This is a genomic window from Mixta mediterraneensis, assembly GCF_014946725.1.
Classification (GTDB): Bacteria; Pseudomonadota; Gammaproteobacteria; order Enterobacterales; family Enterobacteriaceae; genus Pantoea; species Pantoea mediterraneensis.
On the sequence record NZ_JACFXY010000012.1, the window covers coordinates 1 to 15,207 of the forward strand.

15 protein-coding genes, 3 pseudogenes and 1 other annotated feature are annotated in these 15,207 nt (G+C 53.6%); of the genes and pseudogenes, 7 read left to right on the forward strand and 11 right to left on the reverse strand.

Translation table 11 applies throughout. The features are described from left to right. Positions 1–126: 126 nt before the first annotated feature. Both H2P46_RS18000 and H2P46_RS18005 read left to right on the forward strand, forming a co-directional pair. Positions 127–570: pseudogene (locus H2P46_RS18000) on the forward strand (recombinase family protein); the annotation flags it as partial. 89 nt (positions 571–659) lie between these two features. Continuing rightward, positions 660–1,979, forward strand: coding sequence for a DUF1173 family protein (locus H2P46_RS18005; protein WP_193406258.1), 1,320 nt, complete (start codon positions 660–662; stop codon positions 1,977–1,979). Positions 1,980–1,984: 5 nt separating this feature from the next. On the opposite strand, the gene H2P46_RS18010 is transcribed toward H2P46_RS18005, so the two are convergent. The 3 genes from H2P46_RS18010 to H2P46_RS18020 are packed head-to-tail and all read right to left on the reverse strand — an operon-like array spanning position 1,985 to position 3,966. Further along, positions 1,985–2,242, reverse strand: coding sequence for a DNA polymerase III subunit theta (locus tag H2P46_RS18010; protein WP_193406259.1), 258 nt, complete (start codon positions 2,240–2,242; stop codon positions 1,985–1,987). Positions 2,243–2,271: 29 nt separating this feature from the next. After that, positions 2,272–3,531, reverse strand: a complete 1,260-nt coding sequence (umuC, locus tag H2P46_RS18015; RefSeq protein ID WP_193406260.1) for a translesion error-prone DNA polymerase V subunit UmuC — start codon at positions 3,529–3,531, stop codon at positions 2,272–2,274. Positions 3,532–3,588: 57 nt separating this feature from the next. Beyond that, positions 3,589–3,966 carry a S24 family peptidase gene (locus H2P46_RS18020; protein WP_191919462.1) on the reverse strand — a complete coding sequence of 126 codons (378 nt, stop codon included), beginning with the start codon at positions 3,964–3,966 and terminating at the stop codon, positions 3,589–3,591. A 232-nt stretch (positions 3,967–4,198) separates the two neighbouring features. Between H2P46_RS18020 and H2P46_RS18025 the strand changes: the two genes are divergently transcribed. The 3 genes from H2P46_RS18025 to istB are packed head-to-tail and all read left to right on the forward strand — an operon-like array spanning position 4,199 to position 6,757. After that, the gene (locus H2P46_RS18025; RefSeq protein WP_238939033.1) at positions 4,199–4,918 is read left to right on the forward strand and encodes a RepB family plasmid replication initiator protein; all 720 of its coding nucleotides are present in this window, start codon (positions 4,199–4,201) and stop codon (positions 4,916–4,918) included. Positions 4,919–4,943: 25 nt separating this feature from the next. Then, entirely contained in the window at positions 4,944–5,972 is a 1,029-nt protein-coding gene (istA, locus tag H2P46_RS18030) for an IS21 family transposase (protein ID WP_193403210.1), read from the forward strand. Continuing rightward, a complete protein-coding gene (gene istB, locus H2P46_RS18035; RefSeq protein WP_193404138.1) occupies positions 5,969–6,757 on the forward strand; it encodes an IS21-like element helper ATPase IstB in 789 nt (262 codons plus the stop codon). The genes istA and istB overlap by 4 nt, the downstream gene beginning before the upstream one ends. Before the next feature lie 788 nt (positions 6,758–7,545). Here the strand turns inward: istB and H2P46_RS18040 are convergent. Both H2P46_RS18040 and H2P46_RS18045 read right to left on the reverse strand, forming a co-directional pair. Then, positions 7,546–7,854, reverse strand: a pseudogene (locus H2P46_RS18040) (IS1 family transposase); the annotation flags it as partial. Between the two features lie 37 nt (positions 7,855–7,891). Next, positions 7,892–9,105, reverse strand: a protein-coding gene (locus H2P46_RS18045; RefSeq protein ID WP_420846548.1) for an IS3 family transposase whose coding sequence is annotated in 2 segments (ribosomal slippage) — positions 7,892–8,817 and positions 8,817–9,105 — 1,215 coding nt in all. Because the reading frame shifts where the segments join, the coding sequence is not laid out codon by codon here. Continuing rightward, positions 8,708–8,824: a sequence feature (AL1L pseudoknot), on the reverse strand. (Overlaps the previous gene by 117 nt.) A 56-nt stretch (positions 9,106–9,161) precedes the next feature. Between H2P46_RS18045 and H2P46_RS18050 the strand changes: the two genes are divergently transcribed. Continuing rightward, positions 9,162–9,533: a hypothetical protein gene (locus H2P46_RS18050; protein WP_193406262.1), complete on the forward strand. Its 372-nt coding sequence runs from the start codon at positions 9,162–9,164 to the stop codon at positions 9,531–9,533. Positions 9,534–9,589: 56 nt separating this feature from the next. Here H2P46_RS18050 and H2P46_RS18055 read toward each other — a convergent pair whose 3' ends face one another. The 4 genes from H2P46_RS18055 to tnpA form a co-directional block, all read right to left on the reverse strand. Then, the gene (locus H2P46_RS18055; RefSeq protein ID WP_163789992.1) at positions 9,590–9,811 is read right to left on the reverse strand and encodes a hypothetical protein; all 222 of its coding nucleotides are present in this window, start codon (positions 9,809–9,811) and stop codon (positions 9,590–9,592) included. 92 nt (positions 9,812–9,903) lie between these two features. After that, positions 9,904–11,475: an IS66 family transposase gene (gene tnpC / locus H2P46_RS18060; protein ID WP_193406263.1), complete on the reverse strand. Its 1,572-nt coding sequence runs from the start codon at positions 11,473–11,475 to the stop codon at positions 9,904–9,906. A gap of 19 nt (positions 11,476–11,494) precedes the next feature. Further along, on the reverse strand, positions 11,495–11,842 hold the full coding sequence (gene tnpB / locus H2P46_RS18065; protein ID WP_193403484.1) for an IS66 family insertion sequence element accessory protein TnpB: 348 nt from the start codon (positions 11,840–11,842) through the stop codon (positions 11,495–11,497). Continuing rightward, complete coding sequence (gene tnpA, locus H2P46_RS18070; protein WP_193406264.1) at positions 11,839–12,474, reverse strand: IS66-like element accessory protein TnpA; 636 nt, start codon at positions 12,472–12,474, stop codon at positions 11,839–11,841. Before tnpA ends, tnpB begins: the two co-directional genes overlap by 4 nt. A 49-nt stretch (positions 12,475–12,523) precedes the next feature. Between tnpA and rarD the strand changes: the two are divergent. Continuing rightward, positions 12,524–13,129: pseudogene (gene rarD / locus H2P46_RS18075) on the forward strand (EamA family transporter RarD); the annotation flags it as partial. On the opposite strand, the gene H2P46_RS18080 reads toward rarD, so the two are convergent. Together H2P46_RS18080 and corA are read right to left on the reverse strand one after the other, a co-directional pair. Next, positions 13,094–14,152, reverse strand: a complete 1,059-nt coding sequence (locus H2P46_RS18080; RefSeq protein WP_193406265.1) for an AbrB family transcriptional regulator — start codon at positions 14,150–14,152, stop codon at positions 13,094–13,096. The pseudogene rarD and the gene H2P46_RS18080 overlap by 36 nt on opposite strands. 98 nt (positions 14,153–14,250) lie before the next feature. Then, a complete protein-coding gene (gene corA / locus H2P46_RS18085; RefSeq protein WP_193406266.1) occupies positions 14,251–15,204 on the reverse strand; it encodes a magnesium/cobalt transporter CorA in 954 nt (317 codons plus the stop codon). Positions 15,205–15,207 lie beyond the last annotated feature (3 nt).

Consider the following 15,207-nt stretch of genomic DNA (forward strand, 5'->3'; position numbering starts at 1 on the left):
GTAAAACACTAATCTCCACTCTGGTCTCCAATGTCATCATTGGCAGTGCCTTAAAACTGCCATTTTTACCCTAGGTGGGTCAGATTTACATCGGCAGGTGGGCCAGTTTTACATCGGTAGCGACATCCAGGTTTTGCCAGGCTGCTTGATCGCATGGAAAACGGCGATGTGCTGATAGTAACCAAACTGGATCGGCTGGGTCGTGATGCAATGGATGTAAGGAAGACTGTGGAGCAGCTGGCCATGTCAGATATCCGTGTTCACTGTCTCGCGCTGGGAGGCGTTGACCTCACCAGTCCGGCCGGGAAGATGACCATGCAAGTTATTTCGGCTGTTGCTGAATTCGAAAAGGACCTGCTGATTGAGCGAACACATTCAGGTCTTGCACGTGCGAGAGCTGCAGGGAAACGTTTTGGCCGTCCCCCGGCTTTGAGCGATGAGCAGAAGCAGGCTGTGCTTGAACGTATTGACGCCGGGGCCAGCATCAGTTCTATAGCCCGTGATTTTGATACGACCCGACAGACCATACTCAGGGTCAGGGCATCCCGGCCGACAGGGGATACCCCGTAGGGACATCGTAAATAATTAAGATGGCAGGTGAGCAGGTCTTCCCTGGTTTGTTTTATGTCGCCGCGCCATGATTCAGAAAGGACGAATTTATGTCAGACATTAAAACCTATCCTGTCGCGTTCACCGGTCAGCTAAAGACTGTTGAGTGCGACGCGGCTTTTCAGAAGGATCATGCTGACACCTTCCGGCGTTATATCCGTTTTGCCCGACAGAACAAGGCAACCACACTTATCACCTGCCAGTGCATGAAAGGGGGAGAAAGTGAAAATCGCCGTAAACTGAAAGCCTGCTATTCCTCCACACATGACAACTACTGGCTTGCTCGCTGGTCCTATAGTGGTTCAGAACATGCACCAGACTGCCGTTTCTATTCTGTATGGGCGGATGAAAAGCAGAGCGAAATTTACACCTCAGATGTAGTTAAAGCTGTCTCTCCTGGCTATTTCCGTATAAAGCTGCCTACCGGTCTGCAAAAAAAAGAAGCTACAGAGCGCGTTGCGCCGCCGCATTCGGCAACTTCGGAAACCGGAAGCAAGCGCCGCCGCCAGCCTGTAATGCGTCTTCTGGGCCTGCTTCACTTCATGTGGGAACAGGCTGAAATTAATCACTGGCATCCAAATTTTGACAAACGTAACCGTGACGATGCATGGGCAGCATGGCGCCTGAAGCAGGTTGCCGAAAAAATCAGCGTGGGGAAAACTCCCCTCAAGTCTGTCCTGGTCGTTATGGCGCGCCCGGGTACACAGGAAATCAAAAACAACTGGGTTACGGTTGATTCAGCAGCTGCGTCAGGCAAACGCCTGGTGATGATTACTTATCTGAAGATCTGTGGGAGTGAGGAGGAAGGTCAACTGAATGGCATGCTGCCGCTGGGTCAGGCTGCAGGCTTTCCATCCCTCGACGTACCGGCTGACTTAATCAGCCGCCTTAACCGGAGTTTTGCCCGTGAACTTAGCGACTGGCGGCGCGGGCAGAAAGTCATGCTGATAGCCGAGACCGATCCACCGATTAAAAAATTCAGGCAGCGGGACGGTAAGCCTGTGCCTTACAGCACCTGCAATGTCATTGACGCGGCCCTGATGACCGTCAGCCCCAGATTTATTCCTCTCGACTCGTCATGGGAAGGCGTGATCGAAGAAAAGCTCTGGCAGGAGAAACGTCAGTTCGTTAAGCCCCTGCGCTATGACGGTGAGGCGGACGTATTCCCTGACTTTTTGCTGAAAGACGTTCCGGGTCGGGACATTGTGCCGCTGGAGGTGTTCGGTATGAACACACCTGATTATCTCGCACGTAAGGCAGTTAAGCTTGCGCACTACCGTGAAGAGTATGGCGAGGGCAACTGGTGGAGCTGGGATGCCCATTTAGCAGGCGCATCAGATAACATTCCTGCTTTCCCGAAAAAAGGCTGATTCAACTATTTATCATTTTCAGTTTTTGCATAAACCGCATCATTTCCTGAAAGGTACTGTCTGGACAGCTCCCTGTAGAAAGTCAGTCGCTCACGGAAATAATCCCGATAATGCTCTGGCTGCTGACGCTCTACCTCAGCGGCCAGGACCGGCATATTCATGCGCTCTTTATAAGCCACGCCGGATGCTGCGAGATCAATATTCACCCGTTCCCGTTCTTCTGTAGAGCGTCTAGCAATATTATTTTCACGATGTTCTGTCATACGTTTATCCTCTTTGCCACGTAATCGCGCTATTTCACTGTCAGTATTTCTGTAAGACAGGTGGTATACCGTGGCGATAGCATCTCACGTTTCATCTGCCAGGCATTATCAGTCCCCTGACCGGCGAACCAGACTTTACCCAGCCCGGACCGATTTATCTGGTCTACAGCAGACATCAGCGCATCAGCATTTGCGCGCGGCAGCTGCTGACTGAACATATCAAGCTGTGCTACTCCTGACTGATAAAAATCCCCCAGCGTGATGCCAGCTTTTGCGTACCGGTATCCGTCCCGCCATACAGTTTCAAGAGCTCGCAGGGCAAAGCCGATAATATCGCGAGTGTCACTGGTGGGATATTCACATGTCATCGCAGCCGTATTAGCGTACTGAGGCTCAGTTCCATATCGGCCTGTGGCGACAGAAACACTGATGTGACGGCACTTAGAACCCTGCTCACGCAGTTTCTCTGCAGCGCGGGTGGCATACGTGACAATGGCCTGCTGTAACTCGTCAATGCTGGTCACTCGCTGCCCGAAACTGCGGCTCACTACAATCTGTTGTTTCGGCGGAGGTGCGTCTTCCAGTGCCAGGCAGGATTCTCCATTGAGTTCGCGAACTGTCCGCTCAACTATCACATCAAAACTCTTACGGATCATGCTGATGTTACTGTCAGCCAGCTGCAGAGCCGTAGAGATACCCATTGTATGCAGGCGTTTGCTGAGCCTGCTACCTATACCCCAGACATCATCCACGTTTACCAGCGCCATAAGCTTACGTTGTCGTTCGGGGCTTGAAAGATCGACTATACCATTTGTCTGGGTCCATTTTTTAGCGGCAAAATTGGCCAGTTTGGCAAGTGTTTTGGAAGGGCCGAACCCCACGCCTATAGTTAGCCCTATCTCCTTCCTTACCCTGTCACGCATCTGATGCCCGTATTCTTCCAGCGGCATATAAGCGGCTATGCCGCTGACATCCAGAAAAGATTCATCAATCGAATAGATTTCCTGTCCGGGTGCTATGTCGCCCAGGATAGCCATCATCCTTGCAGACATGTCGCCATAAAGCGCGTAATTCGAGCTGAAAATATGAACGCCATTATCCCGGAAATAACGTTCGTTTTTGAAAAGCGGAGCTCCCATTTTTATGCCCAGCCGCTTTGCCTCAGCTGAGCGTGCAATGACGCAGCCATCATTATTAGAAACGACACAGATAGGTTTCCCGCGCAGATCGGGTCTGAACACGGTTTCGCAGGACGCATAGAAATTATTGGCGTCAGCAAGTGCAAACATGCTTTGCCTCCGGCTTATCAGAGCTTATACGCACCATAGTGTATCTGAGGAAGTTATTCATTCACTGAGTGGATGAGTGAAACCGAGTCCGGCGATATCGTTCAGCGCATAGGCCACAACACCCCATACCGGCAGCTCCTGGCTTTCGTCCAGCAGGGTAATGGTCTCATCGCCTCTGAGCTCCTGAAGAGCCGGAACAGGGTTTATAAGCAGTCTGCGAAGCACAAGTTCTCCATCAACTTCAGCCACTATGATGTGCCTGTGCTGAGGTGTAAGTGCACGATCAATTGCGAGAACTGACCCCTGCATAATGCCAGCTTCAGGGTAATTGCTGTCGCTTCTAACAAGGAACGTTGAATGAGGTGATAACGAGACTAAGTCGCCCAGACTGAGCCGCTGTTCTGCAAAATTTTGTGCAGGATTCTGAAATGCCATGTGTAGTACCTTCGGATTCATTGTTCTATTCGACAGTTTAACAAGACAAAAGAGAGCCTTTAGCTCAGCGGTAGAAATAAGTCCTACTACATTGGTTTATCCACATTTCCACAGGATAGATCCAATAGATTATCCATGTAGATCCCTATAGAACCTATAGATCCAGGAGCCCTGAAACCCTTATGCAGCAAAGCCTGAAGAAGAGGTTGAATGTTTATAAACAGGATGGAAAATGTTTGTAAACTGGATGAAGGCTTCCACCATTCACACCACTCTTCAGCTTGTGGAAAAGTTAATTATGAATAGTAATAACAGTGACTTATACCTAATCGATGTGCTGAGTGTAAGTAACGGTGGAAAAAAGTTAACCCCAAGCAGCAATAGCACGGTACAACCCGTTGCGCTTATGCGTCTTGGTCTATTTGTGCCTACTTTGAAACGTAAGGGGAGTGATTCTGGAAGCGTGACTATTGATGCCTCTAATGAGCTTTCAGAGTTAGAAATCGCACAGGCTGAAGGCTATACAGATATCCGTATTTCTGGCCCGCGTTTGTCCATGGAGACTGATTTTAAGGTATGGGTGGCTATCATAGTTTCATTCAGTCGTTACGGTGCAACGAGTAACTCTATTGAGCTGCCGTTCACGCAATTTGCATCGTTCGCGGGTTATCCTGACAAAGAGAAAACAACAGTTCTTCGTAACCGAATATCTGAGTCTTTAACTCGCTTACGCGGCACAACCATAAGTCTTTCCTCAAAAAACAAAGCCAAACATACAGTTACTGGCTTACTCCAGCGTGGCCAATATGATACCGAAGCCGATACAATCAGGCTTCAGGCTGACGAATCTCTCTGGGAACTCTACCGTATAGATAACCAGGTATTGCTTCAGTGTCGCTACCGATGTAAAACTGGCCCACCTGCCGATGTAAATCTGACCCACCTAGGGTAAAAATGGCAGTTTTAAGGCACTGCCAATGATGACATTGGAGACCAGAGTGGAGATTAGTGTTTTACACCGTCAGGGCATGTCGATACGCGCCATCGCGCGCCAGCTTTCATGCTCTCGTGAGACCGTTCGCAGATATATTCGTAGCCCGCTGCCCGTAGCGGATATGCGCTACAAGCCTCGCGCACCCAGCCCCTGCAAGCTTGACCCGTTCAAGACCTATATCCTTGAGCGCGTGGCCGCTGCCAGGCCCCTCTGGATACCCGCCAGTGTGCTGCTGCGCGAGATCCGTCAGCGTGGTTACGAGGGTGGTTACAGCATGCTGACCGCTTTCCTGCACCCCATTAAGCAGCCCGTCACTGAAGAGGTAACACGCTTCGAGACCGAGCCTGGCTTTCAGATGCAAGTTGATTTCACCATCATCAGACTCGGTCATAACCCATTGCTGGCCTTTGTCGCCACGCTGGGCTGGAGCCGCGCGACTTTCGTCAAGTTTTACAGCAACCAGGACTCCGCTGCCTGGTGTGACGGCATTGAGTCTGCGCTCAGGTTCTTCGGCGGGACGCCGCATCAGCTGCTGTTCGACAACGCCAAGGCCATCATCATTGAGCGCGATGTCTACGGCCCCGGTAAGCATCGCTGGAACCCGCAGTTGATGCACGTCGCCGAGAAGTATGCCTTTACTCCCAAGGTCTGCCGACCCTATCGCGCCAAGACCAAGGGTAAGGTTGAGCGGTTTAACCATTACCTCAAGAACAGCTTTATCGTGCCTCTTACCGCGACCTTCCGGCAGGCCGGGCTGGTACTGGATGTACCTGCTGCCAACACACGCATCGGCGAGTGGCTGGTCACCGTCGCGAACACACGAGTGCATGGCACCACAGGCGTACCGCCTGAGCAGCGCATGCCGCGCGAGCGTGCTGCGCTATTGCCGTTACCGAAGGTCACGTTGGCATTGCCTGCACCTGTCCCAGCGCTCAGCCAGCGTCCGGTGCCGACCGAGAGCCTGCAACATCCTCTGGCAACGTACCAGGCCTTGCTCGAGGTGCCAGCATGAACCTTCAACATGATCGTATTGCCGCGCTCTGCGAGCAACTCAAGCTCGACCGCCTGCCGGCAGAGTGGCCGGGTGTGGCACAGGCGACCATCGACAACAGCGGCACGCATGCCGACTTCCTGGAAGCCGTTTTGCAGCTCCAGCATGATGGCCAGAACGAACGGCGTCGCCAGACCATTTTGCGGTTATCAGGCCTGCCGGTGATAAAAACACTGGAGCAGTTCGATTACGCCTATGCCAGTGGCGTTCCACGAAGTCAGATCCAGGAGTTGGCGGGTCTGACATTTATCGAACGTCAGGAGAACGTTGTCCTGCTCGGGCCTTCTGGCGTCGGCAAAACGCACCTGGCGACCGCCATTGGCTATAAGGCCGCGATGGCGGGTTTAAGCATTCGGTTCATTACCGCCGCCGACATGATGCTGCAACTGATGGCGTCACATCGTCAGGGTGACCTGAAGGGCTACCTGAACCGCGTCGTAGGTAAACCTAAGCTGTTGATCATCGACGAAGTGGGATATCTGCCGTTCGGTAAAATGGAGGCGAACCTGTTCTTCCAGGTAGTCGCTAAACGGTATGAGTCAGGCAGCGTGATCCTGACCAGCAACCTGCCGTTTACGCAGTGGTCCGGAACGTTTGGTGATGACGAGACACTGACGGCAGCGATGCTGGATCGGCTGCTTAACCATGCGCATATCGCCCAAATCAGCGGCCAAAGCTATCGACTGAAAGATAAGCTGAAAAGCGGTCAACTCCAGAAGAAAACGAAAGCAACAACGCTCGAATGATTCAAAGGGGGTGGGTCAGTTTTACTTTGGCAGGGTGGGTCAGAATTCGATCGGTATTGACACCATCCTATTTACGTTTTAAAAAGTTGCTGAAAATAGAGTACGGGTACGCTATATGAGAAAACAAAAAATTAAGAAAACAACCCTATCATTCAGAATGCTGTATTTCATTCCTGTCTGTTATGGCACGGGTGGCGATACAGAAATAATGGCGCAGTGCATAAGTGTTTGTCTGCCAGACGCTTGTAATTATCACGCCCCTCTATTTTTAACCGGTTTTTGTCACGTTCTGTTAATCTAAACCTTAACAGGTAATGTTCTACCCAGCAGAGAACTGTGCTCTTCCACGCACAGGCACAGGCAGATTTAGTCCAGCGATACCCAAGGCAATACGACTCCGGGTAAAATCACTGAGGAACTATTGCTCATCCTTTGCCAGCAGAGCATTATAGCTTAATCACTGACATATCCAAGCCGAATGGAGTCATAGGAAACGAGAATATTCTCTCTGGCTTCTGCTGAGAAATTGCAATGCGCTTTATTTTTATGCATACATAAAAGCCAGTTTTAATAAAGCACTATTTTACCACGACGTGACAGTTAACGTTTAATCAATCACAAGCCTGTGCTGCTAAGAGAATAACCAGACACCTGTTATTTAGGTAATTTATATTCATAGCTTTAATAAATTTAGGTGTTTAGCCATAGAACACTATTAAAGAGTTTTAAAGCAGAAAAATAAACCCAGCAGAGATGGGGGGTTTAATATCCTGGGTAATGACTCCAACTTACTGATAGTGTTTTATGTTCAGATAATGTCCGATGACCTTGTCATGCAGCTCCACCGATTTTGAGAACGACAGTGACTTCCGTCCCAGCCTTGCCAGATGTTGTCTCAGATTCAGGTTATGTCGCTCAATGCGCTGAGTGTAACGCTTGCTGATAACGTGCAGCTTTCCCTTCAGGCGTGATTCATACAGCGGCCAGCCATCCGTCATCCATACCACGACCTCAAAGGCCGACAGCAGGCTCAGAAGACGCTCCAGTGTGGCCAGAGTGCGTTCACCGAAGACGTGTGCCACAACCGTCCTCTGAACCGCCCCGGTTTTCCGGGAGAGTATTTTAGTTGGGAACTCAGGCTGCCAGATCCTTATTCCCGATGGAAGCATAATATGCCCGTTCGGCTTCTGCCGGTGGGATGTGCCCCAGCCTTTCCAGCAGCCGGCGATTGTTGTACCAGTCCACCCACGCCAGCGTCGCCAGCTCCACTTCGCCGCGGTTTTTCCAGCTTTGCCTGTGTATCACCTCCGCTTTGTACAGGCCGTTGATGCTTTCGGCCATCGCGTTATCATAAGAGTCACCCGTGCTTCCCGTTGAAGCCAGAAGCTCCGCCTCCTGCAACCGCTGTGTGTAGGCCAGCGACACGTACTGTGAACCTTTGTCGCTGTGATGGATGGTTCCTGATGGCCGACGGGCCCACAGCGCCTGCTCCAGCGCATCCAGCACGAACGTCGTCTCCATCGACGATGACACCCGCCAGCCCACGATGCGACCGGCGAACACGTCGATAATGAACGCTACGTATGCGAAGCCCTGCCAGGTGCTGGCGTACGTGAAGTCTGCCACCCACAGCTGGTCAGGGCGTTCAGCCACGAACTGACGGTTCACCCGGTCATGCGCGGCAGGGGTCTTACGGCTGACGGTGGTTCGCACCTTTTTACCTCGCAGTACGCCGGTTAGGCCCATGGACTTCATCAGCCTCGCGATGGTGCATCGGGCCACGCTGAAGCCCTCCCGTAGCAGCTGGCGCCAGACCTTGCGAACACCATAGACGCCGTAGTTTTCGTCGTACACGCGCTGTATCTCCTGCTTCAGTTTCTCATCACGCTGGTCGCGATGGCTACGTCTGTCAGGATGCAGCTGATATTCACGGTAGCGGTAGTATGACGACGGGGCGATATCCAGCTCATGGCATACCGGTCCGACCCCGTATTCATCGCTCAGGGTATCCACCAGGAGGGCTATTTTTTCCAGAGGCGGTCGAACTCCGCCTTCGCAAAATAAGCTGAGGCCTGCCGCAGGGTATCATTGCTGCGCCGCAGCTCGCGGGTCTCACGCTCCAGCTCTTTCAGGCGCTGGCGCTCAGTGGGGGGGAGACCACCCTCACCGCCACCCGCATCACGTTCATACTGACGCAGCCAGATACGCAGGGTCTCCGGCGTGCAGCCGATTTTAGGGGCGATGGAACTCAGGGCTGCCCACTGTGAGTCATATCCGTCCTGGCATTCCAGAACCATGCGGACGGCGCGCTGCCGTATCTCGGGGGAAAAACGTGTATTTTTAGTCATCCTGTTTACCTCTCTCTCAGGGAGTTTAGTCTCCAGGATTCCCGGGGCGGTTCAAAGTGAATACAGCTCACATCTATGTAATAGGCAGCGGTAACCCGCATACCCGAAAAGGTTTCGCACGTGTCCTGATAGAACAGGACAGTCGGAAAACGCCAGTTATCTTTAATTATGAAGACACTACTTATAAGCGCAGCCAGATCCAGGGCATGATCGATGCTGTACTGCAGCTCGATTACCCTCACCATGTGGTATTCATCAGCGCCTCACCGCTGGCGCTGGAAAAAGCTGAAATTTGTGAAGGACCTAACCGGGATCTAATCTACGAGCTGTATCGAGTTCTGTCTGCTAAGGGCTGTACGTACGCATTCGATTTTCGAGCAGGAAAGGGAAAAGAGATAAACAAACTGCTGGCAGAGCACAACGTCTGATTTTGACGCTCCCAGCGTCTTCCAGCTTTATGCCCACTGTAGTGCTTCTTACCATATTAAGCTGGCGGTTCCATCAACTGCTCGATAGCAAAGATGAGCGCCGGTTCAGCTTCCTCTGTTCTATTAACCTGTTCCTTAAGCAATAGCACGAGCTCGCGTTTAATCATCTCTCGGCTGATTTCCAGGCCATCCGCAGCTCTGCTCAGACAGATCATGCCGGTGAGTCTGCAGGCTCTCCAGTAAGTCGATTCGATTTCGTCATCTTCAGCGTTCTGCATCAGTAACTCTCCCATTCGGATTAAGGGATTATGCGCGAAGAGCATGGAGGCGCAAGTCATCAGTAAGCGTCTCATCCAGACCGTATTGACGCTCAGACAAAAGTGAGATCGACCTTCCAGGGCAGCAGATCACGGACCCGGTTCACCGGCCAGTCCTGGATATGACCGATGACGTAACGCAGCCACGCCTCCGGTTCCACGCCGTTAAGCCGGCAGGTGCCGATCAGCGAGTACAGTACCGCAGCACGTTCCCCGCCCGCGTCTGAACCCGCGAACAGCCAGTTTTTCCGCCCCAGGGCAACGCCACGCAGCGCGTTCTCTGCGATGTTATTGTCTATCTCGGCCCAGCCGTTGCTGCAGTACAGGTTCAGCGCATCCCACTGCTTCAGCAGGTACGAGAACGCCTTCGCCGTATCCGAGTGGCGCGACAGCACCTTCATCTGTGCCTGTACCCAGTCGTACAGCGACTGCATCAGCGGGACCGTCTGCTCTTTCCGGACCGCCAGCCGCTCCTCTGCCGGGCTGCCGCGTACCCCCGCCTCGGTGGCATACGGTTTCCCGGGGCGCTTCAGCGCTTCGGTTGTGCCGTCGGTCGGTGTGGGGACGTGACGGTCATGGATTTTGCGCGGGGCGTGCGCCATGCAGGCCGTTTCGGCGATCCGGCCGTCTTCGTACAGTGCGTTGTAGCCGCCGTAAGCATCGGCCTGCAGGATACCGCTGTATCCGGCAAGGTGTTGCTGCGGATGTATCCCCTTACGGTCCGGCGAGTACGCGAACCACACCGCCGGGGGAAGCGGTGAGCCCGCGTTACGGTCGTCCCGCACGTAGACCCACAGCCGGGCCGTGCGGGTTTTACCGCTGCCCGGCTCCTGAACCGGCACAGGGATATCGTCGGTATGCACCTTGCCCGGAATCAGCACGTACTGGCGCAGCAGGTCATACAGCGGCTCCAGCAGTTCGCTGACCGCACCGGACCAGCGCCCCAGTGTGGCACGACTCAGCTCCACGCACTGACGCCGGTATATCTCTGACTGACGATAGTGAGGCGTGTGCTCTGCGAACTTTGCCGTGACGATGCGCGCCAGCAGCCCGGGACCCGCGTAGCTGCGCTCTATGGGTTTTGCCGGCATGGTCGCCTGAACGATGTGGTCACATCCACAGCAGGCCAGTTTTGGCCGCTGCGTTTCGATAACCTTAAAGGCGCTGCTGATGAGCTCCAGCTGCTCCGATACGTCGCAGCCCAGCGCGCTGAGCTCTCCGCCGCACGACGGGCAGGCGGTTTCTGCCGGCGACAGCGTGCGGGTTTCGCGGGGGAGTGTGGCCGGTAATGGTTTACGGGCAGAAGACTGGCGCAGCGGTTGCGGAACCACCGGGTCATGCTGCTCACCCAGCGCCTCAGCCATCTCCTCCTGCAGGGCGCCGATGCGCTCTTCAGCCTCGCGCACCTGGCGCTGCGTTTTCTCACGCAGCTTTTCGGAGCTTTTGCCGAACTGCATGCGCTGAAGCTTAGTGATCAGCGCCTTCAGCCGGTTGATTTCGCTGGCGTACGCCGCCACCCGCTGTGAGAGCAGGCGGTTATACTCCGCCATTTTGCGGATGGTGGTCTGCTGCTCCAGCAGCAGCGCCCTGAGCCGGGCGTTTTCATCGGGAAGGGATGCGTCCATAACCCCATTTTACAGCAGGTTATATCCGCAGGCCAGGCCGTTCAGTCCGCTGTGGGTGCTTCCAGTTAATGCCTTCCAGCAGCATGGAGAGCTGCGCAGGCGTCAGATGCACTTTTCCGTCACGGGTCACCGGCCAGACGAAGCGCCCCCGCTCCAGTCGTTTGGTGAACAGGCACAGGCCGTCCCGGTCGGCCCACAGCACCTTTATCATGTCGCCGCGACGACCGCGAAAGATAAACAGATGACCGCTGAACGGATCGGTGCGAAGCGTGTTCTGCACTTTCGCTGCCAGCCCGTTGAAGCTACAGCGCATATCTGTCACGCCAGCAACCAGCCAGATCCGCGAACCTGCCGGAAAGCTAATCATGACTCACCCTCCCTGAGTTCGCTGACCAGTGCGCGCAGAAGTTCAGGCGTCAGCGGGCCAGTCAGGTTGAGGCTTCCACCTGGCAACGTCAGCCTGCAGCTGATGACCGGTGGCAGGTCTGCTGATACGACGCCGTTTTGCCTGGGCGGAGGGACAACAGGCTCCATAGTAACCGGAATCAGAGTCGCTCTGTTGGCCGGATCCAGTAGCCCCTGACGATGCAGATTGCGCCAGTTGAACAGCAGATTATCGTTAATGCCATGCTCACGGGCAATTTGAGCCACACAGGCGTCCGGCTGCAGGGTCAGCTCCGCCATGCGAATTTTGAATTCCAGAGGCCAGTCCGGCCGGCGTTTTTTTACAGGAAGATTTGTCTCAAGATTGAAGGCATAGAGCTCTTCCTCCAGGCGTGCAGGCGTGTATTCTTCCGACAATGGCCAGTTAATTCCGGTTCGTCGAAAACGCGTGAACATTTTATGTATGGCAGATGAGCTAAGGTTCAGTTGTTCTGCTATTTCACGGTAAGTCAGAGCCTCATTAAAGCGCAGGCTCAGCGCTGTGAAGATCCATGGTCTTCTGGTGTAAGGCGTATTTTTGTCCACGGTAGTGTCCATGTTCGCGAAAGTGTCCATGGTAGGAAACGCGGGCAAAAATAAAAGACGGTCTGGATGAGACGCTTACGAAGCCAGTCTCGGCTATTTTATCAATCCGCTCATTAATGTGTTGTGCGGCATGCTGTTTCTGCGGGAACGCTTCCGCCGCCTGCAATGGCTGGCGGTGCTGCTGGCGACATTAGGTGTACTGGTGCAGCTTTGGCAGTTTGGATCGCTGCCCGTTATCGCCCTTGGCCTGGCATTGAGCTTCTCCTTTTACGGCCTGATACGTAAAAAAATCCAGGTCGATGCGCAGAGCGGCATGTTAATTGAAACAATGTGGCTGTTTCCGCTGGCTGCCCTCTATCTGTTTGGCTTTGCCGACAGTAGCACCAGTCATTTAAGTGCGAACCCGATGAGCCTGAATTTCAAGCTGATCGCGGCCGGTATTGTCACGACCATTCCGCTGATGCTGTTCGCGGCGGCCTGCACACGCCTGCGTCTTTCAACAGTGGGCTTCTTTCAGTATCTTGGCCCAACGCTGATGTTTCTGCTGGCGGTGCTGTTTTATGGCGAAACCATTACCTCAGATAAAATGGTGACCTTTGGCTTTATCTGGCTGGCGTTAATCGTGTTTATTTTCGATGCCGTCTACCATTCAGTTCGCGCCCGCTCGCGGGTGAGCATAGCGTGAAATAAAGCGCGCCAGGGCTGGGCCCGTCAGCAAAATGATGAACAGGCGCAGCGTTTGCAGCGCCATCACAAATGCAATGTCCACCCGGCTGCCCGCCGCAATGATCGCCACCGTGTCCAGACCACCTGGGCTAGTGGCGAGATAAGCCGTCATCAAATCAATGTGCAATACCCGCGTCAGTAACCACGCTGAACCGCCACATAACAGCATCAGGCCAATGATTGAGACGATCATTTGTGGCAATGTCCGCAGCGCTAACAAAAATACCGGGCGAGTAAAGCGCAGGCCGACACTCCAGCCAATTAACGCGTAAGCCAGCGCCAGTAGCCACTCTGGCACCTGCAACAGCGCAACGCCGGAAGAGTGTAATCCCGCGCCCACCAGTGCAGGCAACAGCAAGGCGCCAGAAGGTATCCGCAGCCTGGTGCCGAGCCATGCGCCCGCAAACATCACGCCTAACGTTATCAGAAAGCCCTGATTCAGCGGCGGAAACCACACCTGCGAAACGCTGTGCGCCGGGTCTCCCAGACCGATGCGCGCCACAATGGCTGCCGCTGTCGCAACAAACAAAACGCGTAAATATTGCATGAACGCCACTAAACGAACGTCGGCACCAAAGTCACCAGCCATCGCGACCATGGCCGATGCGCCGCCTGGCGAGGATCCCCATGCGCCAGTCGGACCAGGCAGATCGCTGAAGCGCACCAGCAAAAAACCGGATAAGCCGCTGGCAGCCAGCGTGAGCATCAGCACGGCTACCACTACCGGCCAGTCTTGTAGCAGCGGCGTCAGGATTGATGGCGACAGGGTTTGTGCAATCATGCAGCCCAATACCGCCTGCGCCAGTAGAAAAAAACGCTTATTAATGCGCAGCGACGCACCTGACAGCCCCATCACAACACCGACAATCATCGGCCCCAGTAACAGCGCGGCAGGAACGTGAAAAGACTGGAACAACACACCTAACAAAACCGATGCCACCAGCAGCAACATCCATTGTGTGCGCAACGAGAGAGAGTCCATAAAGGTTGGATATATTGAGAAAAAGAGGCTTCAGATTACGCAGATTTGCCAGCGGGAGCCAGCAAAACGGGCCGCGTTAAACGGCCCGTAACAAAAAATCATAACCAGTTTTTACGCTTGAAATAGAGATACGGTGCCAGACCGGCAAGGATCATCAGGCCAATGGCTGCCGGATAACCAAAGCTCCATTTCAGCTCTGGCATAAAATCAAAGTTCATGCCGTAGCTTGATGCCACCAGTGTCGGCGGCAAGAATACCACTGAAACTACCGAGAAGATTTTGATGATGCGGTTCTGCTCAATGTTGATAAAGCCCATTGCTGCCTGCATCAGAAAGTTCACCTTCTGAAATAACGATTCGTTGTGTGGTAACAGCGATTCAATATCGCGCAGGATTTCACGCGCCTGTTCTAACTGGTTGCCCGGCAAACGCGCCTTACGCACCAGAAAATTCAGCGCTCGCTGGGTATCCATCAAACATAAACGCACCTTCCAGCCAATATCTTCCAGCTCGGCCAAACGCGAAAGGGCCTGATCATACTCTTCGCCCTGTTGGCCTTCCATGATCACCCGGCTGAGTTTTTCCAGCGCGCTGTAGATGTTCTCGATTTCATCCGCAAGCTGTTCGATTTTGGTTTCAAACAGGTCCAGCAGCAGTTCATAAGCGTTGCCGTCAATCAGGGTTTGATTACGGGCGCGCATGCGATACAGGCGAAACGCCGGGAGTTCGCGCTCACGCAAGGTATACAGGCGACCTTCACGGATGGTAAAGGCTACGGTGGCGTTTCCGGCATGGTCTTCAGCATCTTCATAAAAGAAAAAAGAGTGAATGTGCAGGCCATCTTCATCCTCGAAGAAACGGGCGGATGCTTCGATGTCTTCCAGTTCCGGACGCGTTGCCAGGCTTTGGCCTAACTCGGTTTGTACACGCTCACGTTCGCCCTCTTCCGGTTCGATCAAATCAACCCAGACCGACGTCGTCAGTTTATGCGTTTCGTCTTCAAGTTCCAGGCGCGTCAGACGGCTTTGATCAAGTTTAAATGCGCTCAGCATAGC